21 protein-coding genes and 3 pseudogenes are annotated in these 22,032 nt (G+C 58.1%); 11 read left to right on the forward strand and 13 right to left on the reverse strand.

The window, feature by feature from the left end; genetic code table 11:
- Positions 1-14: 14 nt before the first annotated feature.
- Entirely contained in the window at positions 15-827 is an 813-nt protein-coding gene (locus LPU83_RS71460; protein ID WP_051166756.1) for an SDR family NAD(P)-dependent oxidoreductase, read from the reverse strand.
- A gap of 109 nt (positions 828-936) precedes the next feature.
- Complete coding sequence (locus LPU83_RS71465; protein ID WP_024318282.1) at positions 937-1,725, reverse strand: HpcH/HpaI aldolase family protein; 789 nt, start codon at positions 1,723-1,725, stop codon at positions 937-939.
- A gap of 235 nt (positions 1,726-1,960) precedes the next feature.
- Between LPU83_RS71465 and LPU83_RS71470 the strand changes: the two genes are divergently transcribed.
- Positions 1,961-2,800: a cupin domain-containing protein gene (locus tag LPU83_RS71470; protein ID WP_024318281.1), complete on the forward strand. Its 840-nt coding sequence runs from the start codon at positions 1,961-1,963 to the stop codon at positions 2,798-2,800.
- Positions 2,801-2,874: 74 nt separating this feature from the next.
- Here LPU83_RS71470 and LPU83_RS71475 read toward each other — a convergent pair.
- Positions 2,875-3,754, reverse strand: a pseudogene (locus tag LPU83_RS71475) (LysR family transcriptional regulator).
- Between the two features lie 172 nt (positions 3,755-3,926).
- Between LPU83_RS71475 and LPU83_RS71480 the strand changes: the two are divergent.
- The 3 genes from LPU83_RS71480 (at position 3,927) to LPU83_RS71490 (ending at position 7,094) form a co-directional block, all read left to right on the forward strand.
- The gene (locus LPU83_RS71480) at positions 3,927-4,994 is read left to right on the forward strand and encodes an alpha/beta hydrolase (RefSeq protein ID WP_040681005.1); all 1,068 of its coding nucleotides are present in this window, start codon (positions 3,927-3,929) and stop codon (positions 4,992-4,994) included.
- A 433-nt stretch (positions 4,995-5,427) separates the two neighbouring features.
- Positions 5,428-6,636: an MFS transporter gene (locus tag LPU83_RS71485; RefSeq protein WP_024318279.1), complete on the forward strand. Its 1,209-nt coding sequence runs from the start codon at positions 5,428-5,430 to the stop codon at positions 6,634-6,636.
- Positions 6,637-6,641: 5 nt separating this feature from the next.
- Positions 6,642-7,094, forward strand: coding sequence for a cyclophilin-like fold protein (locus LPU83_RS71490; protein ID WP_024318278.1), 453 nt, complete (start codon positions 6,642-6,644; stop codon positions 7,092-7,094).
- Between the two features lie 37 nt (positions 7,095-7,131).
- On the opposite strand, the pseudogene LPU83_RS71495 reads toward LPU83_RS71490, so the two are convergent.
- A pseudogene (locus LPU83_RS71495) lies at positions 7,132-7,482 on the reverse strand (SDR family NAD(P)-dependent oxidoreductase); the annotation flags it as partial.
- A gap of 98 nt (positions 7,483-7,580) precedes the next feature.
- Here LPU83_RS71495 and LPU83_RS71500 point away from each other — a divergent pair.
- From LPU83_RS71500 to LPU83_RS71515, 4 genes are all read left to right on the forward strand, one after another.
- The gene (locus tag LPU83_RS71500; RefSeq protein WP_231052163.1) at positions 7,581-7,790 is read left to right on the forward strand and encodes a DUF5372 family protein; all 210 of its coding nucleotides are present in this window, start codon (positions 7,581-7,583) and stop codon (positions 7,788-7,790) included.
- Between the two features lie 182 nt (positions 7,791-7,972).
- Entirely contained in the window at positions 7,973-8,422 is a 450-nt protein-coding gene (locus LPU83_RS75010; RefSeq protein ID WP_037068933.1) for a helix-turn-helix domain-containing protein, read from the forward strand.
- A 22-nt stretch (positions 8,423-8,444) separates the two neighbouring features.
- On the forward strand, positions 8,445-8,714 hold the full coding sequence (locus LPU83_RS75015; RefSeq protein ID WP_024319304.1) for a hypothetical protein: 270 nt from the start codon (positions 8,445-8,447) through the stop codon (positions 8,712-8,714).
- The gene (locus tag LPU83_RS71515; protein ID WP_040681007.1) at positions 8,704-10,788 is read left to right on the forward strand and encodes a recombinase family protein; all 2,085 of its coding nucleotides are present in this window, start codon (positions 8,704-8,706) and stop codon (positions 10,786-10,788) included. The genes LPU83_RS75015 and LPU83_RS71515 overlap by 11 nt, the downstream gene beginning before the upstream one ends.
- A gap of 9 nt (positions 10,789-10,797) precedes the next feature.
- Here the strand turns inward: LPU83_RS71515 and LPU83_RS71520 are convergent.
- Together LPU83_RS71520 and LPU83_RS71525 are read right to left on the reverse strand one after the other, a co-directional pair.
- Positions 10,798-11,193, reverse strand: a pseudogene (locus LPU83_RS71520) (SDR family NAD(P)-dependent oxidoreductase); the annotation flags it as partial.
- Between the two features lie 24 nt (positions 11,194-11,217).
- Positions 11,218-11,607 carry a DoxX family protein gene (locus LPU83_RS71525; protein ID WP_024319262.1) on the reverse strand — a complete coding sequence of 130 codons (390 nt, stop codon included), beginning with the start codon at positions 11,605-11,607 and terminating at the stop codon, positions 11,218-11,220.
- 151 nt (positions 11,608-11,758) lie between these two features.
- On the opposite strand from LPU83_RS71525, the gene LPU83_RS71530 reads away from it, so the two are divergent.
- Positions 11,759-12,142 carry a winged helix-turn-helix transcriptional regulator gene (locus LPU83_RS71530; RefSeq protein ID WP_024319263.1) on the forward strand — a complete coding sequence of 128 codons (384 nt, stop codon included), beginning with the start codon at positions 11,759-11,761 and terminating at the stop codon, positions 12,140-12,142.
- 266 nt (positions 12,143-12,408) lie between these two features.
- Here LPU83_RS71530 and LPU83_RS71535 read toward each other — a convergent pair whose 3' ends face one another.
- Positions 12,409-13,791, reverse strand: coding sequence for an IS701 family transposase (locus LPU83_RS71535; RefSeq protein ID WP_037068948.1), 1,383 nt, complete (start codon positions 13,789-13,791; stop codon positions 12,409-12,411).
- Between the two features lie 78 nt (positions 13,792-13,869).
- On the opposite strand from LPU83_RS71535, the gene LPU83_RS71540 reads away from it, so the two are divergent.
- The gene (locus LPU83_RS71540) at positions 13,870-14,397 is read left to right on the forward strand and encodes a hypothetical protein (RefSeq protein ID WP_040681010.1); all 528 of its coding nucleotides are present in this window, start codon (positions 13,870-13,872) and stop codon (positions 14,395-14,397) included.
- A 62-nt stretch (positions 14,398-14,459) separates the two neighbouring features.
- Here LPU83_RS71540 and LPU83_RS71545 read toward each other — a convergent pair whose 3' ends face one another.
- The 5 genes from LPU83_RS71545 to LPU83_RS71565 form a co-directional block, all read right to left on the reverse strand.
- Complete coding sequence (locus tag LPU83_RS71545) at positions 14,460-15,398, reverse strand: LysR family transcriptional regulator (protein ID WP_024318695.1); 939 nt, start codon at positions 15,396-15,398, stop codon at positions 14,460-14,462.
- Positions 15,399-15,454: 56 nt separating this feature from the next.
- Positions 15,455-16,909 (reverse strand): NAD-dependent succinate-semialdehyde dehydrogenase, encoded by a 1,455-nt coding sequence (locus tag LPU83_RS71550; RefSeq protein WP_024318696.1) that lies wholly within the window; start codon positions 16,907-16,909, stop codon positions 15,455-15,457.
- A gap of 69 nt (positions 16,910-16,978) precedes the next feature.
- Positions 16,979-17,902: an NAD(P)-dependent oxidoreductase gene (locus tag LPU83_RS71555; RefSeq protein ID WP_024318697.1), complete on the reverse strand. Its 924-nt coding sequence runs from the start codon at positions 17,900-17,902 to the stop codon at positions 16,979-16,981.
- A gap of 120 nt (positions 17,903-18,022) precedes the next feature.
- The gene (locus LPU83_RS71560) at positions 18,023-18,847 is read right to left on the reverse strand and encodes an SMP-30/gluconolactonase/LRE family protein (protein WP_024318698.1); all 825 of its coding nucleotides are present in this window, start codon (positions 18,845-18,847) and stop codon (positions 18,023-18,025) included.
- Positions 18,848-18,871: 24 nt separating this feature from the next.
- Positions 18,872-19,615, reverse strand: coding sequence for an SDR family oxidoreductase (locus tag LPU83_RS71565; RefSeq protein WP_024318699.1), 744 nt, complete (start codon positions 19,613-19,615; stop codon positions 18,872-18,874).
- Between the two features lie 199 nt (positions 19,616-19,814).
- Between LPU83_RS71565 and LPU83_RS71570 the strand changes: the two genes are divergently transcribed.
- Positions 19,815-21,200 (forward strand): MmgE/PrpD family protein, encoded by a 1,386-nt coding sequence (locus tag LPU83_RS71570; RefSeq protein ID WP_024318700.1) that lies wholly within the window; start codon positions 19,815-19,817, stop codon positions 21,198-21,200.
- Positions 21,201-21,213: 13 nt separating this feature from the next.
- On the opposite strand, the gene LPU83_RS71575 is transcribed toward LPU83_RS71570, so the two are convergent.
- On the reverse strand, positions 21,214-21,990 hold the full coding sequence (locus LPU83_RS71575) for a glucose 1-dehydrogenase (protein ID WP_024318701.1): 777 nt from the start codon (positions 21,988-21,990) through the stop codon (positions 21,214-21,216).
- Between the last annotated feature and the right edge of the window lie 42 nt (positions 21,991-22,032).

Raw genomic sequence — 22,032 nt, forward strand, 5'->3', positions numbered from 1 at the left:
GCTTGATCGGCCGATCAGAAGCTGTGTGTGTAGCCACCGTCACAGGCGATCGTCTGCCCGGTGATGAACGACGCGGCCGGGGTGGCGAGGAACATGGTTATGCCGACGAGATCGGACGGCACAATCGTCCGCGGAATGCACTGCAGGTCGATGTTGCGTTGACGAATTTCCGCGGTGAGGCTGGCGGCCCGTTCCGCAACTTCCGTCGCCACAGTGCCTGGACGAATGCAGTTCGCGGTGACGCCGTGAGGACCCAGTTCGCGGGCCAGTGAGTTGGTCATCCCAATCAGCGCCGACTTGGACGTCACGTAGTGGAGATAATTCTTCGTTCCGCGGTGAACGGATGCGGACGATATGTTGATGATGCGGCCGAAACCTCGGTTTCTCATGCCGGCCGCGACCGCAGCGGCACAGAAGAAGACGCCGTTCACGTTGACGTCCATCACCTTCTGCCATTCGTTGGCCGGGATCTCATCGAACGGGCGCTTTACAAGTGCCGAGAAGATGGAGGCATTGTTGACGAGCACGTCCACGCGGCCGAATTCCTTCTCGATCGCCGTGACCATGGTGTCCACAGACTCCTTCTTGGACACGTCGACAGACAGCGCGAGCGCCCTGCCGCCTGCATCCTTGATCTCCTTCGCAACGTTTTCGGAGTTCGCGAGGCTCAAGTCGGCGACAACTGCGATCGCGCCGGCGGCCGCGAATTGACGCGCGAGTTCACGGCCGATGCCTTGGCCGGACCCTGTTACGAGCACGACCCGGTCTTTTACGCTGAAATCCCGCGCCTCAGCCGGGACAGCTGAATCGATGTTGTTTGTACCCATGTTCACGATAGTCCTCCGATAGACTGCCCACTTGGACTTTCGCTTTGCGGTCCAATGGATCGAGATGTGTTTCCTCAGGCCGCTTGTTGGCGGCTGTGTTTTGTCTGGCTCAGCGGAACGACGCGGCCGTTGCGATCGCTGTGTTTGTCAGGAACCCGGTGTCGCTTCCCGTCGAGACGTAGCGAGCACCCATCCGGATAATCTCCTTGGCAATCTCCGGCCGGGTATTGAGACCGCCCACGCCGAGATGCTTGCCCTTGGCGTTGCAGACGTCGAGGACGTGCTTGTAGGCCTCGATGACCTTGGGGCTATCGAGCTGACCTGGAATGCCAAGGGAGTTGCAGAGGTCGTTAGTGCCGACAAGGAGCATGTCCATGCCGTCGACCGACGCGATATCCGCGGCGTTCTCCACCGCGTTAACGGACTCGATCATGCCGACAACTAATGTCGCTTCGTTCATCTTCGCCATGGTTTCTGCGGCAGGCCCCCCGCGGAAGAGCGTGTGAGCGTTCGTCGCAAGGAGCGATCGATCTCCCTTGGGCGCGAACAGGGCTGCTTCGACGATGTCTTCGGCCTGGGCGCGCGTCTCCACATGAGGAACGATTATGCCCTGTGCGCCAGTTTCGAGGGTACGGCTGATGTCAGCCTTGTTGTGCCCAGCGACGCGAACAAGCGGCGTCACACCAAGCGCCGCAGCCGTGATGCTGATCTGGCTGACGGTCTCCAACGAGAAGCTGTTGTGTTCGAGGTCGATGTAAAGGCAGTCGAAGCCCGCGCTCCGGGCAATCGCTGCGATCTCGACGCCGCGGACGATGCGGACGATCATTCCAACGGCAACTTCGCCGGAGTTCATGCGCGCCTTCATCAGGTTCTTAATAGGCGTTTCGAGCGTATGCATATGGGATTCCAAACTCGCGAGTTGTTCGCGTTCCGACTTCATTCATTCGTGCCGTCTGGCTGTGTTGAAGTTTGTGCAGGCAACCACGGTCGCGATCAAGAGCGCTGGCTGGGTCGGGGCGCGGGGCAATAACAAGATGTTATAGCTCGGTTCGAGGGAGGATTTCGGAGAGGCCCGCTTTCCTATTAACTAGACGTCACCGGAAAGTTCTCACCGAAGATAAGAGGAGTGAAAGATGCGTATTTCAGACGTAGCTGGTGCAGAGGGCGGCGCAGTTGGCTCAATGCGAACCGGGAAGCTCGATCAGAAGTTCTTGCTTCAGGGCGATGATGACTCTCCCAACAACTACCTGCTCAACGTCGGCCTGACCGGCTCGGGTGGCTGGGGTACTCCGCGTCACCGCCACAACTTCGACCAGATCCGTTACGTCCTCAAGGGTAAGTATCCGGCGTCCCCGCATAAGATCATGGGCGAAGGTTCCGTCGCCTACTTCCCGGAAAGCGTCCATTACGGTCCGCAGGACCGTCCGGAAGGCCTCGAAATGATGGTCATTCAGTTCGGTGGCGCGAGCGGCTCCGGCTTCCTCAGCACACCGCGTCGCGAAGCTGCGAACGAAGCCCTCAAGGCAAAGGGCGAGTTCAAGGACGGCATCTTCACCTGGGTCGATGAAAACGGCCAGAAGCACAACAAAGACGGTGCAACGGCTTGCTACGAAGAGGCGACCGGAAAGAAGCTCGTACTCGCACCGGCGCGCTACGACGACGTCGTCATGATGGAACCCGAAGCATACGAATGGGTTGCAACTGGCACTCCGGGTGTATCCACCAAACTTCTTGGCATTTTCACCGAGCGCAACACGAAGATCGGCTTTATCAAAGTCGATGCTGGCGCGACGTTCAATACCGGTTCGCGTGACCAGATCGATGTCCTCTTCATGAGCAAGGGCAACATCACCGTTGACGGCAAGACCTACGGCGACAAAACCGCTATCGAGCTTCTGCCGTCGGATGGCCCGGTGGACATCAAGGCCAACGAAGAATCCCTATTCTTCACCGTCACGCTGCCCAAGTTCTGAAGTTCGACAGTTCTAACAAAACCAATGCCGGCGTGATCATATCGCGCCGGCATTGCTATTCTTCCAGGCAACGACTACTTGGTCCGCAGGGCGTCCACGACGAGCGAAAGCGCCGGATTGTTCTGTCTGCGGTTGGGATAATACAGGTAATATCCCTCGAACAGCGGGCACCACTCATCGAGCACCTGAATTAGGTCACCGTTTTTGATGCGATCAGAAACGAAGCTTTCCGGAAGGTATGCCAGGCCATATCCCAGTAGGACCGCATCGATCATACTTGCCGGATGATTTATCGTCAGTTGGCCATTGACCCGCACACGGACATCCCTGCCGTCCTTCTCGAATTCCCACGCGTAAAGCCCACCTGCGGAGTGCTGCCGCGTGTTGATGCGTCGCGAGATCCTGAGGGGTGTATGGAATTGGGTTCTGTTCGAAATACTGGGGTGATCCGACCACCACGAGACGCCAATTCTCACCGATTTTTACGGCGATCATGTCCTTGTCTAGGCGCTCGCCCAACCTAATGCCTGCGTCGAAGCGCTCTTCAATGATGTCGCTGATGCCGTTGTCACAATAGAGTTCGACATTAACGTCGGGATATTCTCGGAGAACATCGCGCAACTTTGGCCACACCACACTTTCCAGGGCGTAGTCGGAGAGATTGATCCGGACTGTGCCAAAGGGACGGTCGCGATAACGCATAAGATCGGCGATATCAGCGTTGATGTCGTCGAGCCGAGGCCGAATTGCACTCAAGAACTTCTCGCCAACCTCCGTGGTTGAGACACTTCGGGTGGTTCTGATCAACAAGCGGAGGCCCAGTCGCTCTTCAAGGCGTTTGACGGCATTGCTAATCGTTGACTGCGACACACCCAACAGCGCGGCCGCGCGGGTAAAGCTTCGTTCCCTGGCGACGACGGTGAACCAATACAGTTCGTTGTAGTCTTCTTGCACTCTGATCTCCGCGTCTTGCCCGCAAAATGATCCGCAACGACATGGCTTTGCAATAGCCAATGCTTCCACGATTAATGCGCCATGCGATAGCTCTTAGCGGATTTGTCCATCTAATCGATAGCTGCTTCATCAATTACCTTTTGTGCTGACCCAATAGGAAAAGGGATGAAGCATGGAAAACGGGGTCGGACGCATGACTCTCGACAGACGCAGTTTGCTCAAAATCGGCGCACTGACCGCCGCTACAGCTGGAGTACTCGCAATGGGTAGTGCTGTTGCCGAAGCAGCCACTTCGGAAACCTGGGATAAGACGTTCACCAAGAGCGATAAGGTCGATCACCGGAAGGTGACTTTCTACAATAAACTTGGGATCATGCTTGTAGCGGACCTTTACGTCCCCAAGAACTTGGAAAGTTCCAAGCGTCATCCCGCGATCGTGGTCGGTCATCCCTACGGGGGCGTCAAGGAGCAAACGTCAGGTCTCTATGCGCAGACGTTGGCCGAGCGCAGATTCGTGACCGTTGCCCACGATGCTTCCTACAATGGTGAAAGCGGAGGCCAACCTTATTTCACGGCTTCCGCGGAAGCGTTCGTCGAAGATTTCAACGCTGCCGTTGACTATCTCGGGTCGAACTCTTTCGTGGACAGAGAGCGCATCGGACTGCTCGGCGTCTGCGGGAGCGGTGGATTCGGTTTGGCCGCGGCGGAAATCGACCCTCGGATCAAGGCAGTCGCAACTGTCAGTATGTACGATATCGGGCAGGGTCAACGGCAGGGTCTAGCTGCCGAACTCGACAACGATGCCGTCAAGAAGCAGCTCAAGGAGATCTCAGATCAGCGTTGGGCCGAGGTCGACGGCGCACCCCGATTGATGGCTGTCGGCACACCCGAAGTTCTCACGGAGAACTCCAATCCGATCGAGCGCGAGTTTTTCGACTATTATCGTACTCCACGTGGGCAGCATCCAAGATCGACAACCACGATGGCGCGAACCAGCAACGCCCCGATGACCTTGTTTTGGTCGTTCCCTCGGCTGAGCTGGATTTCCCCGAGGCCGGTTCTCTTTATCACCGGCGACCACGCCCACTCTCGAATTTTCAGCGAACAGGCTTATGCCGCTGCTTCGGAACCCAAGCAACTGTACGTCGTGGAAGGGGCCGGCCACGTCGACCTTTACGATCGCACGAACCTGATTCCGTGGACGAAGCTCCAGTCTTTCTTCGAACAGAACCTCGCGTAAGCGCACCCTGCACTTGGGTGCGCCTGTGTGCAGCGAAATTGGGATACTCGCGATGAGATATTTGGACCGTTGGCACTTGGCCGATGTTCGCGCTGCCGCGTGGTGCCGGGCGGTTGTTGGGGAGGCCTTTTCGCGGCGTTGGAATGGGCGTCCTTGTGCCTGATTGCAACCGTTTCATGGGGCCCCACGGAACGGGATCAAAACAGTGACCCAAAGCGTCGTAGGTAAGCAAAGTATTCGCGAACTTTGAAAGCCATCAGGTGAGGGGCGGTTATGAGATAGACGGTTCTATCTCCGCCGCCCCGCTTTGCTTCCTGTCGGTGATATTGATCGAAGACCGCGCGAGGTTAGCTCGGATTGATGAGCCCAGTCGATAACTACAAGCGAATTGCGCCAGGTAATCACCGAAGTCGATCCGTCTTATCTTTGGGGCATGACACATCAAGCTCTCATTCAATCCGACGATCTTCCTGCCTCCGATACCCGATCTGGCGCTTGGGGCGCGGTTTTCGCTATGTCTCTCTGCGTGGCCGTGCTCATCTCTTCCGAGTTTATGCCCGTGAGCCTTCTGTCACCGATCGCCAGCGATCTTGGCGTCACGGAAGGTCGAGCGGGACAAGCGATTTCGGTCTCCGGGATATTTGCGGTCCTCACCAGTCTCTTTGTAGCGAGACTGACCAAGGGAGCTGATCGACGTCTCGTGCTGGCGGCATTCTCACTGCTCCTCGTGATATCCGGAGTGATCGTGACCTTCGCGCCATACTACCCCGTGCTCATGATCGGTCGGGCGCTCCTAGGGATCGCCATAGGCGGGTTCTGGTCGATGTCCACGGCCATCATCATGCGATTGGTGCCTGCCCACTCTGTTCCTAAGGCCTTGGCCACCCTAAACGCAGGCAATGCGATCGCCGCGACGGTGGCTGCGCCATTGGGAAGCTTACTGGGCAGCTATATTGGATGGCGCGGAGCGTTCTTCGCCGTCGTTCCGCTCGCGCTGACATCTCTGGTTTGGCAGTGGGTAAGTCTGCCGTCATTACTGCCACAGAAACGAGATCGATCGCCGCACGTTTTCAGTTTGCTGCTGCGTAAGCGGGTTTCGCTCGGTATGGCTTCCATCACGCTACTTTTTGCGGGACAGTTCGCTCTGTTCACTTATCTGCGCCCTTTCCTCGAGACCGTGACGATGGTGTCCGTATCGACGCTGTCACTTCTCCTACTTGTGATGGGCCTGGCAGGCGTCCTGGGTACCTACGTTATCAGTGGGCTGCTGCGCACCCGGCTGTTCAGTATCCTCGGAGTCGTCCCCCTTGCGATGGCCGCAGTAGCTGTTGGACTTGTGGCGTACGGGTCTTCTGTCACCATAACGGCACTGCTTCTCGCGGGGTGGGGGCTTCTTGGGACCGCAGTTCCCGTTGGATGGGGAACGTGGCTGAGCAGGACGATGCCTGATGATGCGGAAGCCGGCGGCGGTCTCCAGGTGGCGGTCATCCAGTTGGCTATCACTGCCGGTGCGTCGGTCGGTGGCGTACTATTCGATCAGGCGGGTTGGCAAACCACTTTCCTTTTCGCGGCAGTCGCGCTTGCTGGGTCGTCACTTTTTGCCGTCCTCGCATGGCGTTCATCGGAGAGGCCAAGGCGATAAAGTCAATGATCACAAGCCGTGGAAGCCTTCTTGGGATGGGTGCCGCGATGATTGTACCGAGTGTCGGGTTCGGCCTTCAGGCCGCTAGCGCTAACGACCAGGGTTCTGCCCCGGTACGCGTCAAATTTACGTTTGCGGACACTGGAATGACCGCCACGCTCTACGACAGTCCATCCGCCCGGGACTTCGCCTCGATGTTGCCCTTGGACCTTATGATCGAGGACTACAGTCACAATGAGAAAATCGTGCGGTTGCCGCGCAAGTTGACTGAGGAGGGGAGCGGACCATTCGACAACGAACAGCCCGGAGACCTCTGCTATTTCAAGCCGTGGGGGAACCTTGCGCTCTTCTATGGCGACTACAAGTGGGATGGCCTTATCCGTCTTGGACACTTTGACGAGGGATTTGACCCTTTGAAGGTGCGCGGTGAATTCCCGGTCCGCATCGAGCGTATCTAAGCGGACCGAGACTTCTCTGCAAATGCCTCAGTAGCCGTCACCTAGCGCCGTCGATGATCTGACCGCCGTCCGGGGTGAGACTCGAACCCGTGATAAACCGTGAATCATTGCCAGCTAGAAACAGGGCGACCGGGGCGATATCGAGTTCGGGAGAACCGTGCCGGCCAAGAGCGTTCGTGGGCGGCGGAGTGTTTGGCCCGGCTCCCCAGGTGTCGGCCACCGGGAGCAAATTATTGACCGTGATGTTATCTGGACCCCACTCACGGGCTGCCGAGCGGGTTAGTGCGCGCACCGCCTCCTTCGCGAGATTATATGGTGCGTAAGGCGGCATACCGAGAATTCCGGCGAGGGACGCAAAGTTGATCACGCGACCTTCACCACTCGCTTTCTTTCAAGTCCAGGACTGCAGCTCGTGCAACTAGCCAAGCGCGCATAGAGTTTGAAGTAACGCACCCCTTTCATCCCTGGCGTGGCCAGCGTTTCGTTCTGGCGACGCGCAAGCAGAATTGGGGCGAAGACCGCGTCATGTTCTATGACGTTCAAGGACGACTGCGTTCGCTGCCGGCCTCGTGGACGGATGTCGATGAGATCGACGCATTCCGCCAGATAGCCGCAGGTCGGTCCTTCTCGCGCCCAGACGATCTGTCGGCGCTGGCGTCATTGATTGCTCACATCAAGGACCACCATGGAGATTGAAGATGCGTCAAGTAAATTACGCCGCAAATGTCAAGGTAATTATGCCGCGACTACGATGTTTGCGACGGCTTCCTTATGTGAAGTATCATTATAATGCAAGCGCTTTGGCTAATAGCTCGATATAATTCAATTGACACTAAAGTCGGCAGCGGCATATTTTACGTTACATGCAGGAGGCGCCTATGACCAAAGAAAGCAAGCCCGATCGCCTGCGCCAGATGGGCGCTCTCAACCCCAGACCCGAGGGCGTCCACGCGTCCTGGTTCCGGGAAGCAGGTTTCTTTGATCCGCTCGATCTCGTGCAAGTGAAGTACGAGATGCTTCGTCACGCCCGCCAAGACGGCACTAACAAAGCCGATGCGGCCGCGCTTTTCGGGCTGTCCCGGCAGACCTATTATCAAGCGGAGGCCGCGTTCGAGCGCGATGGCATTGCCGGCCTCTTGCCGCGCACCCGCGGGCCGAAGTCAGCCCACAAGCTTACTGGCGAGGTCATGCGTCTCGTCGAGGAGCATCTCGATGCGAACGGCCAACTGCAGGCCCGTTCGCTGGCGGAACTGGTGCATTCGAGACTGGGCATCAGCGTCCATCCTCGCAGTATCGAACGCGCGGTGGCGCGTAAAAAAAAACGATGACGGGCGGACGCACGCAATCACCATGCCGGCGAACGGCAAGGAGATTTACGAAGCGCTCCGCGCCGATGTTGTTTGCGGCACGGCTTGCGCAAGGCGGATGGGCGCCATCGTCTTTCACGGACTATGGCGCGGCCTGGCCGTGCTGATCACGCCAGAGCAGTCCACGATAGCGCGACAGCAGTCGGCGCCTCGGTCCACGACAACTTCAGTGGTCGCGCACGATCGCCAGCTCGTGCACATGCTCGCCAATATGGTGCTGGCAGCAGAGACAGGAGGAAGCCATGTCTACTGATAACGCCATGAAGATTAGTGCCGATCACCTGCGGCGCGATGCATTTCTCTACGTCCGCCAGTCCTCCCTTCGTCAGGTGTTCGAGAACACCGAGAGCACGAAGCGACAATATGCATTGCGGGACAGGGCGGTGGCGCTGGGTTGGCCGATTGAGCGCGTCCACGTCATCGACAACGACCTCGGCCTTTCCGGTGCACAGTCGCAGGACCGCGACGGATTTCAGCGCTTGGTGAGCGAGGTCGCGATGGGGCACGCAGGGATCGTGCTGGGACTGGAAGTATCTCGCCTGGCTCGCAACAATGCTGACTGGCATCGCCTTCTTGAGTTGGCCGCCATGTCGCGCACGCTCATCATGGATGAAGATGGCGTCTACGACGCGGCGTCCTTCAACGATCGTATGTTGCTCGGATTGAAGGGCACGATGAGTGAGGCCGAACTGCACATCCTGAAGTCTCGACTGCAAGGTGGCATTCTTAATAAGGCGCGTCGTGGGGAGCTCGAGTTACCGTTGCCGATCGGATTCGTTTACACGCCTGATACGCGCGTGGTGCTCGATCCGGATCGCCAGATCCAGGACACGGTGCGCATGCTGTTCGATACCTTCCGGGAGGCGGGCTCAGCTTGTGCGGTCGTGCGCCGCCTGCGTAGCGAGAAGATCCTGTTTCCTCGGCGCATTCGGCGCGGTCTCGGCAAGGGTGATGTCCTTTGGAGCGAGATAGACCACTCCCGTCTGCTTCAGATTTTGCACAATCCCCGATACGCTGGCGCTTTCGCGTACGGACGCACACGCACTGTCTACAATGCCAAGCTGAAGTCCGTACAGCAGAAGATGCCGAGGTCCGACTGGCAGGTGCTCATCCCTCAGGCCCACGAAGGCTATATCTCATGGGATGAGTTCGAGCGTAATCAATCAAGCCTGGAACAAAATGCAGTCGGTTTTTCTCCGGGCCTGCGGGGTCGTATGCCTCGCCAGGGCAGCGGCTTGTTGCAAGGTCGAGTTTTGTGCGGTCGATGCGGCGCCCGCATGCGGGTCCATTATGAACAGTTCGAGGACAAGCTTCGTCCCTATTACGTCTGCAACGAGGCCGTCGTTCGTCACGCTGGAAAGACCTGCCAATGGGCAAGAGGACCTGCGATCGATGAAGCGGTCAGCGCGTTGCTGCTTGAAGCAATGGCACCGACGGCGATAGAGGTCGCGCTGGCGGTGCAGCAGGAGATCTCACAACGTGTCGAGCAAGCTGCCTCGCTGCGCGACAAGCAGTTACAGCGCGCCCGGTATGAGGCTGAACTCGCACGCCGCCGCTATCTGAAGGTCGACTCCGACAACCGCTTGGTTGCCGACGCACTCGAAGCGGACTGGAATGGGAAGCTACGCGACCTCGATGCGCTTCAGCGCGAACATGAGCGTCAAAACGAAACAGACCAGTCATTGCTGGACGGCGCGGCGCAGGAACGGATTCGGGCGCTGGCCGCAGATTTTCCTAGCGTCTGGAGCAACGAGCGCACGAGCGTCGTCGAGCGTAAACGCATGCTTGGCCTCCTCATCGAAGACGTGACACTGCTGGTCGACGAGCAGATCAACATGCACATACGCTGGCGCGGAGGTCGCACACAAAGCCTGGCAGTAGCTCGCCCCCGGCCCATGGCAGTGATCCGCAAGACCCCGGAAGCGGTCGTAGCGTTGATCAACGAACTGCTGGAGACCGACAACGACCAGCAGATTGCCAGTCGTCTCAACGCACTTGGGCATCGCAATTGGCGCGGTGAGCCTTTTACGTTGAAGAAGGTCATGCTCGTTCGTCGAGCCTATGGGCTGAAGACCCGGTTCGAACGGTTGCGCGAGAGCGGCATGCTTACCGGCGAGGAAGTCGCCCGCCAGCTTGGCGTCAGCACCACAACCGTCCACCAACTCGGACGCGATGGCGTTCTCAAGCGCCACCGCTACGCTACCAACCATCGTTACCTGTATGAGCCTCCAGGCAACGTCAGACTCGCAAAAGGCGTCGGCGGTCGCTATGGTAGCCGCCAACCCCGGTTGATTGACGCTCAACCAACCCAACAAGGTGCATCGTGATGTCTGCTCCTTGAGGTGGGGATAGCAAGCCTGCATCGTTCGCAGATATGCAATCGGCCCCATGTCGAAGTTGCGTTGCAGCTGATCAACAGAAAGGTCGATGATCGAAGAGTGAACCACTGTGGGATCAAAGGCGACATTCACAAGGATGTCGATCCCGCCGAAAGCTTCCACGACTTGAGCAACGGCGTTCGTGATCTGATCGCCATCGCTGAGGTCGCATTCTATCCCGAGCGCACTACCACCCAGGGATTGAATATGATCGACGACCGCGGTGACGTTCGCCGGAGTAACAGACCAGACAGCGACTTTCGCTCCTTCTCCGGCGAATAGCTCGGCCGTGGCTCGCCCAATTCCCCTGCCGGCACCAGCGATAATGGCAACCTTGCCAGATAGCTTCTTCATGTGGGTGTCCTTTTCGTCTGTGGTCTAGAGCGATTTATGGAATGCGTACGGCGACGAAACTTGCCGGCCGATGTTTTGAGTGGAGAACGAGGTGGCGAGTAGCGCCAATCCGATCACGGCAGGAACCGCGCCACCAAACTTGCGAACGCCCGCATGGGCAAGGCCGGATAGGAGGAGGTGAAAGAACATTCCCGCGTAGGCCAGATCACTAATCGCAACGTTGAAGCGAACGAGAATTGCCACTACGGCAGCAACCTTCACTGTGACCAGAACGGGGACCAGATAGGCCGGATATCCGAAACCGACGATTCTTCGGCGTACCCATTCGGTTTTGACTAGGTAAGTGACAGCAGAGGACAGGTAAAGCAGAACGAGTAGGATCGTTGCGGTCCAATAGACGTAGAATCCAGGCATGAGTTTTCCATTGCGGTCGGTCGGCCCGACAGCTTGCTCCGTTTGAGATTTGCGCTGCCCGGAGCAGTTTTCTCTGGTTGCTCCGGTGTTCGCATCGAAAGTGTGGTATTAGATCGAACAGCGCAAGTAGGATGAATTCGACGTAGTAAGTATGGAAAAGCAGACTATTGCGACGCACGACGTCGACATGCACGAGGAGATGCGCCGGGCGTTTGCGATGCTCTCGGGAAAATGGAAGCTCGAGATCATGTGGCTTCTCAATCAGCGGGTCTATCGGTTCAACGAACTACGCAAAGCGATCCCGGGGATAACGCAGCATATGCTGACCGCGCAGCTGCGCGATCTGGAAGCTGACGGTCTCGTGTCGCGCACGATCTATGCGGAGGTTCCGCCTCGCGTCGAATACGAGATGACTGAGAAGGCAAGGGGACTAGAGCCCACCATGAATGCTCTGGCAGCATGGTGGGCGGAGTTTGGAAGCAGCATTCCCTCGAGGACAACTACGCGAGGTCGGAAGGCGTCGGGACAAAAGTGAACGTCCGCAAGCGACTACCATTTCTTTGTTGACGTGAATTGGAGCGCAATGAATGGAATTTGGTACAGACGAACTAGGCAACTTATACGAGGAAGTTTCGCATACCGACGGAGTGTCGCCTCAGCGACTTCGCGGAATCACTTCTCCCCTGGTTGAAAGAACAATTTCAGGCGACAACCTCGATAGATTTCGTCGCGGGGCCAAGCCGTGGAAGCGACTTAAAGAGGAGATCCTACCGGTTCAGGATCTGATCTCGACTTTGTACATTATGCAGCGAAGCAAAGTGCTTGTGTCATCCGCTTGAGGCGGCTTGGTTGAGTTTCAGGAATGTCCGGGTCTGGCGGGTGCTGTCGATAAATATCCTGATCCCACAGGATCATGCGAACCGCACCGATGGCATCGGAGAAGGTGAACTCTGTTTTCTTGTACCAGGCGGCGGCATAGGGAAGGACGCCATGACCGAGCAGATCGCATGCCCAGAGTGTGACGAGGCTGTAGAGCGCCAGCAGCGACGGGGTCGTGCGCATGATGGCTTTGTCGTTCCACTGCCGTTGGGTTTCCACGCCAAGATGCGCTCGCGTTTCGGCGAAGGTGACCTCGATCTGCCAGCGCCGAACGAAATAGGCAATGATCTGAGCGGGCTCAAGGTTGACGTTGGTGCTCATGAACGCCTGGGGTTCACGACGGCCTGATGGATCGCGAACGAGAACCCAGCGAATTGGTCTTGGGGGCGTTCCACGCCGATACCAGAGGCCGGTTCCTGATGTGACATCAAGGGTTTTGTCGGTTTGCTTGCCGTACCAGGACGATGCGACGATGCGCTGCCACTCGGTCTTTGCGTCTTTGAGGAGCGTTTTCAGTTTCGGCAATGGCCTGCCTTTTTGCGCCGGTCGCCCGAGCGTATGTTCGTGCCGTTGATCTGGTGGAGCAAAGAGACTGGCATCCAGACGCAACCGCGTGATGAGAGTGGCCGTGTCGGGAAGAGCCGCAGCCAGTGTATGAACGGCAAAGCTGCTATCGCCGACAAAGATGATTTCGCGGCCCGGCAGCCAGCGGCAAAGCTGCAAGACGCCTTGCCTTGCCCAATCAGTCAGCAGCTTGTGCTTTCGGCCCTTCTTCTGATCATGGCGCTCAGAGGGACACAGGATCGTCAGCACCGGCAGGGCTTTAATACATTTTGCCCATGGGACAGGTGAAAGAACCATGAAGCTCAACCATCTCAAGCCGCTGGCCTTGACAAAGTGGCCATGGCTGGAGCGCACCGGGTCACGATAAATTCCACGCGCGGCGATGCGTTGGCCCCAACGCCGTTCGATTGTATCATCCATGCCAATCACGACAGGGCCCTCGGGCACGAGCCGGGCAACAATGATGGACAGCAGACGGGCCGCCAACGTGCGAGGGTTCCAGCGGGCTCGGTTGAGGAGTTGATGATAGGCGGCAAAATTACTTACCTCCGCGCGTCCGGTGATGCGCAGGCAGGCCGTCACCGTTCGCTTGCCAGGCGAAAGGAGCGCACCCATCACCAGGACCAGCAGATGCTCCCAGCTTGGCGCGGTAAACCAGAAACGAAACGGCGACAGCCATTTGCGAAGGATGTGGGGGACCGCGTCTCCCGGCTCACGGCTACAATCATGTTGTTCGCTCATCCATTCGTTCGAATCCGATCAAACGAATGGCGCAAGGCCGGGACCCTGCGGCGAATTGATTCACCCAGGGCTGCTCAGATGCCCCCGAAATCACCACCGATTTTGTACAAAGTCGAGCTGATATCCGCCCAATATTCTGGCGTGGTGTCTGTCAGGTTTCCGCTGAACAGCAGCTTTCCGGACGCATGGCTTCGTTTTGAAGACGGAAGTCAGCTGGGCGTCGAAGTGGCCGGAGCGTTGGTTCGCAGTGACGTTGAAGTCGGAAAAGAACTGGCGGCGGGATCGCCTGTGGCCGCGCTGATAGGTTTGCCGGATGAGGCTCCGCAACGTGATTTTACCATGGCACGTCAGAAGGGCAGGATGTGGCATTCAGCTAGCCATGTCGACAGCGTTTTGATCGATGGCGTTAAGAAGGCTCTGGCCGACAAGGACGACGAAAAGTACGCCGGGTTCGCACTGCTAGTCGTTGCCCCGCTCAGGCGTCGTCCAAGGCGCAGCGACGTCGAATGGCGCGAGATTCTCCTGCAATCCGCGGAAATGCTACCATTTGCAGAGATTTATCTCATGGAACGATCCGGAGCACCTCGAACAATTAGGGTAAAGTAACCTCAACGTTCTGGTCCACATGCCGCCGTTTTAGAAGGAGGACGAATACCGCGGGCTGAAATCTAGGCCGATACGTCGTCCATTTCCTTGTCCCTACAAAGCTCCATCCCTACTTCCGTGACGCAAGCGACCAAATCCTTACGTGGTTGATCCATCACATAGCCTTCGCGGAAGAAGACCGCGATATCCCGATTGAGGGTAGGGTCCCAGAAAGGCAACTCGAAAAGCCTCTGCTCGGCGACTTCCTCTCGGACGGCATGAGCGGGCAATAGGGCGAGGTGCTCGGTCTCGGCAACCAACGACTTGAGGAGGGATACTGATCCGCAGACGGTAATCTGGGGCAGGGGCGCATCCATAGTCTGCATGATGTGATCTAGCACTGTGTGCGTCCGCCGCGATGTCGGGCTGATCCACGGATACTTCACCAGGTCGGTCCATGTAAGATTTTCCAGCTTCCGCAAAGGATGATTGATGCCCGCGATCACCCGCAGAGTGTCGCGGAAAAGCACCCGCTGACGGAGACCGTCCAGCATGTCGAAGACCTTGGTGAATCCGATTACGAAATCGAAGTCCCGCCGCAGCAGGCCTGTTAGAAGATCGACCTGAGCGTTTTCGACAACCTCGAGGTGGCCACCTTCGTGGGTCTCTCGCCATTTGCTGAGTGCCATCGGCACGATTTTGCTTGCTAGGCTTGGTAGACTGCCGATGCGGATCGACTCGCTGCGACAATCGTCCGCGTTCAACAGGTCACGTTCAGCGAGCTGAATCTCTTCCCTGATGAGACGCGCATGACAGTAAAGGATGTCGCCCTTCCTTGTCGCGACAATGCCTTTCGGGCCGCGCTCGAGGAGCTGCATCCCAAGCTCAGCTTCCAATCGATCCATTGAGGTCGACAGGGCAGGCTGCGACACGCTCAGCTGACGTGCTGCGCGGTTCAAGCTACCCTGCTCAATCACCGCGGCGAAGTAGAGCAGCTTCTTGGGATCAATTTCGAGCACCATCGCCAGAACTCACCTCCATTCGTTCCAAGATGAGTCTAAAGCTTTGAGCTTAAAAATCAAACTCGTACGCGGCATTCTGCGATTGTCTTGGCAACTGTGTAGCTGTTGTACATTTCAGTCCCGCCTTCGCGGCCGATGCCGCTTTCTCGGTAACCGCCAAACGGTGCATCGCCTCCTGGGCTGGTGAACACGTTGAGCGCCACCGAGCCGACTTGAAGCTCTCGAGACAGATGGTTGGCGCGCTCCATGTCATTGGTGAACACGAACGCAGCAAGGCCCATGTTGAGGCTGTTGCTGATCTGGAGCGCTTCGTCCATGGAATCCACTGCCGTGCACGGAGCGATCGGTCCGAAAGGTTCCTCGCTCATTACACGGGCGTCGAGAGGTACGTCCGCGAGGACAGTCGGTGCGTAGAACCAGCCCCGATTGCCGACACGTTTGCCGCCGGTTGTGACCTTCGCTCCATGAGAAACCGCGTCGTCGACAAGGTCGGCCATTGCGGCCAAGCGGCGACGGTTGGCGAGGGGACCCATCTGCACGCCTTCGGAGAACCCATCACCGACTTTGAGTTTGCTGGCCTTTTCAGTGAGGCTTCCGACGAAATCATCGTACCGCGAGCGGTGAATGAGGAACCGGGAAGGTGCCGAGCAGAATTGGCCCGCCATCCGAAACTTCCAGTTTACCGCCAACTGCGCGATCTCGTCCGCATTGGTATTTTCGTCAATCAGGACAGGCGCATGGCCGCCAAGCTCCATGAGGACCGGCTTCATGGTCTCTACTGCAAGCCTCGTGAGGTGCTTGCCGACGTTGATCGAGCCGGTAAGCGTTACGAGACGGGTGATCGGCGATAGAACCAGGGTGCGAGACACTTCGTCCGGGTTGCCGAAGACAACGTTCAAAACGCCCTTGGGGAGACCAGCGTCGAGGAAGCATTGCGCGAATAGGCACGCGGTTGCGGGAGTTTCTTCAGCCGGCTTGAGGATGACCGAGCATCCAGCCGCGAGGGAGGCACTGATCTTGCGGGAAGGAGCGCTCATCGGAACGTTCCACGGCGTGAATGCGGCAACGGGGCCAACGGGTTCGCGGACTACGAACTGCTGAATTGGTGGATCCGTCGGTACGATACGACCATACAGGCGACGAATTTCTTCCGAGTCCCAATCCAGGAAGGTCGCGGAGCGCTCGATTTCGGCTAGCACCTCAGCGTAGGTGCGTCCTGACTCCGCCGTGAAGATAGGCGCGATCTCTTTTGCACGTTGACGAACGAGCGCCGCGGCGCGCCGCATCACGGCCGCCCGTTCCGTCGGAGGCGTCTTACGCCACACCTCGAAACCGCGGGCAGACGAGGCCAGTGCGTTCTGAAGGTCTTGGGCGGTGGCTTTGGGCACCTGGCCGAGGATCGTCTCGTCGCTGGGGTTCTCCACCTCACAGAGGGCCTCGCGATCGTAGATCCATTCCCCGTCAATCAGGAGGCCGATCTTGGGATAGGTGTATTGCTGCTTGTCAGTCATGTCATCTGTCCTTTGGAGATCGATCAAAGTCGATCCCGCTCTAATGTTCTCGGCGGCGCGTGCCGGCCGTCAATGCGTTGTGGTCGCCAGGAATGCGAGAACCTCGTCCTCCGCAATCCGTGCGCCTCTGGAGCGTTGGCCCCAAGTCTGACCACCGATATGCGGGGTCAGAATTACGTTGGGCAAAGCCGCCAGCCGGGGCGGAATCACCGGTTCGCTATCGAGGACGTCCAATGCTGCGCCCGCGATCGTCTTGTTTTCCAGTGCTGTGATGAGAGCTTCAGTGTCGACGAGGTTGCCACGTCCTACGTTGATGAGACGGCCCTTTGGTCCAAGCGCAGCCAGTTCCTTCGAACCGATGATGTTCTTGAGGTCCGGCGTTCCGGGGACAGCCAGCACAAGGATGTCACTTGCCTCCGCGAGTGCTTCCCATCCATCATACAGCGTCGCGCCGAGGCCCTCGTTGGAACTACGCTTGAGCCCTGCGATCTTCATCTTCGAGGCGGACGCGCGGGCGGCGATCGCTTGGCCGATCCGACCGCTGAGACCGCCGATGCCGACAGTCATTCCTACCGGGCTGTCGCCTACCTCGAAGCGCCCGTTCTGCCAGTCTCCGTTGCGCGCGAACGCGTCAGCGCGAACCAGGTCGCGGCAGAGCATGATTGTGAGCGTCATAGCGAGGTCGGCGACATCATCAGTCAGGGCTTCGCCTACGCAGCGGACGCGAACTCCGCGCTTCTCGAGAGCTGCAATATCGATCTTGTCGCTTCCGGCACCCTGGGAAACGACGAAGCCCAAATTGGGGAGTGCCGCGGCAAGCTCGGCGCTGCAGCCGCGTGTCGCGCTGGTCATAAGAACGCGTACGGTCTCTCGCTCGCTCTCGGGGAGGGAGGCAACCTGTTCAGGTGCGGGCACAATCCGAACCCATTCAGCTTCCTCAAGTTTCGGATAGGCCATGCCGGCGAGTGGCGGGAAGGAAAGGATCGGTTTCATCGTTCCAGACTGTTGTGAGATTGAGTTGGCATCACGCTATCACGGAGGCGTCGGGCGACAATGGTGCAGCCGGTTCCGTTATAGCTTTAAGTTATATCCTGGCGCTCAGGGCCGCTGCCCTTAGAGGTCCACGTAAAATACCGCGCTCTTGGGTAGGCCAGCTGCCATGTCGGCTTCTGTTCCGAGAAATGCCGTCATAAACAAGCGACGGCCATTCTCCCCGCCCAGCGTGCAGGAGATTCCCGACCCTTGGAATTTGATGCTGTCTGTGATCTGCCCACCATCCAGCACGCGGACGAACTCGCCCGTGTTATATATCCCGGCCCAGATCGCACCGGTCTCGTCCGCGCAGATTCCGTCAGGCTGCCTGCCCGAAAGATCAGCAAAGAGGCGTTTGTTGCTGAGATTGCCGGCGGAATCGATGTCGAATGCGCTGATCCGTGTCTTCCACGTCTCAGCAACGACCAGGGTGCGGCCACCGTTGATGACTACGGAGCCGTTCGGGAAATCTACATCGCGGGCCGCAACGGCCACCGAGCCGTCCTGATCGACGCGGTGAATATTTGTGGCCTGAGGAGGCTGTCCCGCAACGAAGTCGCACCCGAAATCGCCGACATAAATCGTGTCCAATGAATCGACCGCGAAGTCGTTGAGCCACCACTGGGTGTGGGAGGAAAGATCGGCGTAATCGGAGACCGAATTGCCGTCGTATCGGAGGAGCTTCCGATCCTTGGCCGACACGATCACGAGCGACCCGTCGGAAAGGAAGCCCAGTCCCGACGGTCTGTTCGGAATTTCGAGACACTTCGACCGCTCACCACTCGCCGTCAGCGAATAGACCTTGTGATCGAAGACGTCCGAGACCCAGAGCTGACCATCACGCCATTTTGGAGCTTCGAGGAACAGAAAACCGTCCGCAAACAGTTTCGGCTTGATCTCGTTCATCAGCGTTCCTCCCATTGCCGGTCGTTACCACCCACCGTCGCAGTGGATGTCCTGTCCGCTTATAAGGTCCGCCTGCGGACTAGATAGGAAGACGGCGAGGTTGGCGATATCGACCGGCTCGATCCTGCGCTTTATGCTTTGACGCTCAAGAATCCACTGATGGTAGGCTTCCCGCTTTTCACCAAAGTGCCGCCATTCGGCATCCGAGAGCACCGCGCCCGGAGAGATGCCGTTGACCGTGATGTTGTACTTGCCGAGTTCGCGGGCCATCGACTTGACCAAGCCGTACATCGCGCCCTTCGAAGCTACGTAAGGTACGAAGCCTTCCCAGTTGCCGTTGAGGGTGAGGGAGGTGAGATTGATGATCTTGCCGTATTTCTTCTGCTTCATCAGAGTGCTGCAGGCTCTCGACAGGACGAATGCCGAAGTCGAGTTTACTCGAACCTCTTCCTCATACTCCTCGATGGAGAACTCCTCGTGCGGCTTGTTGACCACAAATGCCGCGTTGTTCACGAGGATGTCGATACCGCCGACTTCGTCAGCAAGGCGGGTCACCGCCTTCTCGAGATCGGCCAACTGGTTGAGGTCAGCGCCGAGATAGCGAACGTCTTTCGCCAGGTCCTTGAGGACCTCGTCGACGTTCGGCGCATCCGGACGGTCCGATGCGATTACCTTAGCGCCCTCTTCTGCAAAGCGTGAGACAAGCGATTTGCCGATCGTGCCCAAAGCGCCTGTGATGAGTACGGTTTTGCCAGCCAATGTGGGCATGTTCTCTCCTCCATGTAGGTGCCTTGAACTTTCCATTTCGGAGTTCACTTGAAAACCACCAATCTCGCGAGGCTCGGTTGTGGTATAAGTAAGAGTTATATCCCGTCTCTTGCTGTGCCCGGTCGTGTGCAGGTTGGGGATGAGATCGGCGCTAGTTCGTGCGACATCATTGCATTCGTAAAGAATAAGGTTTTCGACAATGACTGATGATAAGCGCGATCTCGTCCATCTTTTCGGCACCCACGCGGCCGAGGTGACTTACGACCGCCTGAGTGACGACGCGCGTTGGGCTGCCAAGAAGAGCATCCTCGACACCCTCGGCGTCATTCTCGCTGCTAGCGGCATGGAGCCGGCCGTTCAAGCGGTCGCGGAGATCGTCGCCGAAACAGGCGGTCGCCCTGATTGCACAGTCCTCGGCTTCGGAGGCAGGGCCCCGGCCCTGATGGCCGCGATGGCGAACGGCGCGCTCGCGCATTGCCTCGATTACGATGACCAAACGCCATGGGGACAACATACAGCCAGCTCGATTGTGCCGGCCGTAATTGCGCTCGCCGAGCGCCGGGGCGGGGTCAGTGGAAAAGACCTGATCGCGGCGGTCGCGGCTGGACAGGACATATTCGCTCGGCTCAGGTGCAACGTCGATTGGCAAAAGGACTGGAACCTGTCCACGGTCCTGGCCGTCTTCGCTGCTACTGCATCCGCAAGTCGCGTTCTGGGTCTTTCGCCGGCACGCACCTCTGCTGCCATGGGGATTGCGACGATGCAGTCATCGGGCATCATGGAAATGGTCGCGGGCAGGGGAAGCGACCTACGCGGGATGTATGCGGGGTTCTCGGCCAAGGGAGCCGTGCTCGCAACACTAATGGCTGAAAAGGGTGTGACAGGCATCGATAAGGCATTCGAAGGCCAGTATGGCTTCATGAACACTTACTTTGGTGGGCGCTACGATCGCGACAAGATCGTAGCGGGGCTTGGCAGTGATTTCCTCGGAAGCGGGACACTCTACAAACGTTGGCCATGTGTTGGTACCGCCCACAGCCATATGAAAGCTGCTATCGATATCGTCACCCGGAATAACATCCAGCCGGACGAAATCGCCGAGATACGGCTCTACGTGGGCGATTACCACGACCTTATGTGCCAGCCCCTGGAGGAGCGACGGGCACCTGCGACGCTTGCGGATGCCAAGTTTAGCCTGCCGTACCTAGTGTCGGTCGCCGTGGTTCGCAGGGGAATGAGCGTCACCGACTTCACCGAAGCAGCACTCAAAGACAAGCAGGTGCTCGCGGTTGGTAAGAAGATGACTTTGGTCCGAGACGCCGCGCTCGACTGGAAGCTCGAGTTGCCCCCTGGCCGTGTGGAAATCACCACGCGCGACGGCGGATGTTGGATAGAGGAGGGCCATCGTGTTCCGGGTAACGCCGACAACCCGATGAACTGGGAGGATGTCTGCGTGAAGTTCTTCGAGTGCGCGTCCGTTGCTGCCAACCCCGTCTCTGAAACTGTTTCGGCGCGAGCCGCAGCCCTCGCCGAGAATCTGGAAACCCTCGAAGACGCAACGGAACTGGTCAAGTGTCTCGCCTGACCAGCAAACCCGGTTAAATTCCTGCGGTCTGGCCGCCGTCGACGATCATGGCATGGCCGGTAACGAAGCCGGCCGCGTCCGAGCAAAGCCACAACACAGTGCCAGCAATCTCCTCGGGACGACCCATGCGGCCGATTGGCTCCTGGGCAATCATGAAGGCGCGGCCTTCATCGGTGTCATTGGTGTAGCGCGAGATCATCGGAGTATCGATGATGCCGGGGCAAATGGCGTTAACCCGGATACCCTTCTCGGCATACTCGAGCGCGGCAACCTTGCTCGCTGCGACGACGCCGAACTTCGATGCGCAGTAGCTAGACTGATTACGGATCGCCAAGACGCCCGCGCCGGATGCGGTGTTCACGATGGCTCCGCTGCCCTGTTTGAGCATGATTTCGATCTGATATTTCATGCAGAGGAAAACGCTCTTGAGGTTGACCGAAATGATGCGGTCCCAAAGCTCCTCAGAAATGTCTCCGATTGGCTGCGCCGGCTGCTCGATGCCAGCGTTATTGTGAGCTGCGTCCAAACGCCCGAACGCCTCAATAGTCTTATCCAGCGCGCCCTTTACCTGCTCGCCCTTGGTGACGTCACAGGTGATCGCGAGGACTTTTCCGCCCGCGTCGCGAATGATCGCTGCGGTCTCATTGAGAGCCACTTCGTTTATGTCGACTGCGGCGACCGACGCGCCTGCTTTGGCGAAAGCCAGAGCGGTTGCCCGCCCAACGCCGCTTCCGGCTCCGGTAACGAAGGCAACCTTGCCGTTGAAGTCTACTCGTGGAATATCGGTCACGAAATGTCACTCCCAGTGTTTTCGGGCTATTGAAGGAGACCG

Origin of the sequence: Rhizobium favelukesii (assembly GCF_000577275.2) — a bacterium.
GTDB classification, from domain to species: Bacteria; Pseudomonadota; Alphaproteobacteria; order Rhizobiales; family Rhizobiaceae; genus Rhizobium; species Rhizobium favelukesii.

What these genes read in the sequence shown, in the direction of transcription:
- LPU83_RS71550 (WP_024318696.1), bottom strand. Translation starts at nt 16,909, where the DNA reads ATGACTGACAAGCAGCAATACACCTATCCCAAGATCGGCCTCCTGATT.
- LPU83_RS71490 (WP_024318278.1), top strand. Translation starts at nt 6,642, where the DNA reads ATGATCACAAGCCGTGGAAGCCTTCTTGGGATGGGTGCCGCGATGATT.
- LPU83_RS71535 (WP_037068948.1), bottom strand. Translation starts at nt 13,791, where the DNA reads ATGAGCGAACAACATGATTGTAGCCGTGAGCCGGGAGACGCGGTCCCC.
- LPU83_RS71525 (WP_024319262.1), bottom strand. Translation starts at nt 11,607, where the DNA reads ATGCCTGGATTCTACGTCTATTGGACCGCAACGATCCTACTCGTTCTG.
- LPU83_RS71470 (WP_024318281.1), top strand. Translation starts at nt 1,961, where the DNA reads ATGCGTATTTCAGACGTAGCTGGTGCAGAGGGCGGCGCAGTTGGCTCA.
- LPU83_RS75010 (WP_037068933.1), top strand. Translation starts at nt 7,973, where the DNA reads ATGACCAAAGAAAGCAAGCCCGATCGCCTGCGCCAGATGGGCGCTCTC.
- LPU83_RS71465 (WP_024318282.1), bottom strand. Translation starts at nt 1,725, where the DNA reads ATGCATACGCTCGAAACGCCTATTAAGAACCTGATGAAGGCGCGCATG.
- LPU83_RS71540 (WP_040681010.1), top strand. Translation starts at nt 13,870, where the DNA reads ATGCCCCCGAAATCACCACCGATTTTGTACAAAGTCGAGCTGATATCC.
- LPU83_RS71545 (WP_024318695.1), bottom strand. Translation starts at nt 15,398, where the DNA reads ATGGTGCTCGAAATTGATCCCAAGAAGCTGCTCTACTTCGCCGCGGTG.
- LPU83_RS71555 (WP_024318697.1), bottom strand. Translation starts at nt 17,902, where the DNA reads ATGAAACCGATCCTTTCCTTCCCGCCACTCGCCGGCATGGCCTATCCG.
- LPU83_RS71560 (WP_024318698.1), bottom strand. Translation starts at nt 18,847, where the DNA reads ATGAACGAGATCAAGCCGAAACTGTTTGCGGACGGTTTTCTGTTCCTC.
- LPU83_RS71565 (WP_024318699.1), bottom strand. Translation starts at nt 19,615, where the DNA reads ATGCCCACATTGGCTGGCAAAACCGTACTCATCACAGGCGCTTTGGGC.
- LPU83_RS75015 (WP_024319304.1), top strand. Translation starts at nt 8,445, where the DNA reads ATGCCGGCGAACGGCAAGGAGATTTACGAAGCGCTCCGCGCCGATGTT.
- LPU83_RS71570 (WP_024318700.1), top strand. Translation starts at nt 19,815, where the DNA reads ATGACTGATGATAAGCGCGATCTCGTCCATCTTTTCGGCACCCACGCG.
- LPU83_RS71485 (WP_024318279.1), top strand. Translation starts at nt 5,428, where the DNA reads ATGACACATCAAGCTCTCATTCAATCCGACGATCTTCCTGCCTCCGAT.
- LPU83_RS71480 (WP_040681005.1), top strand. Translation starts at nt 3,927, where the DNA reads ATGGAAAACGGGGTCGGACGCATGACTCTCGACAGACGCAGTTTGCTC.
- LPU83_RS71460 (WP_051166756.1), bottom strand. Translation starts at nt 827, where the DNA reads ATGGGTACAAACAACATCGATTCAGCTGTCCCGGCTGAGGCGCGGGAT.
- LPU83_RS71515 (WP_040681007.1), top strand. Translation starts at nt 8,704, where the DNA reads ATGTCTACTGATAACGCCATGAAGATTAGTGCCGATCACCTGCGGCGC.
- LPU83_RS71530 (WP_024319263.1), top strand. Translation starts at nt 11,759, where the DNA reads ATGGAAAAGCAGACTATTGCGACGCACGACGTCGACATGCACGAGGAG.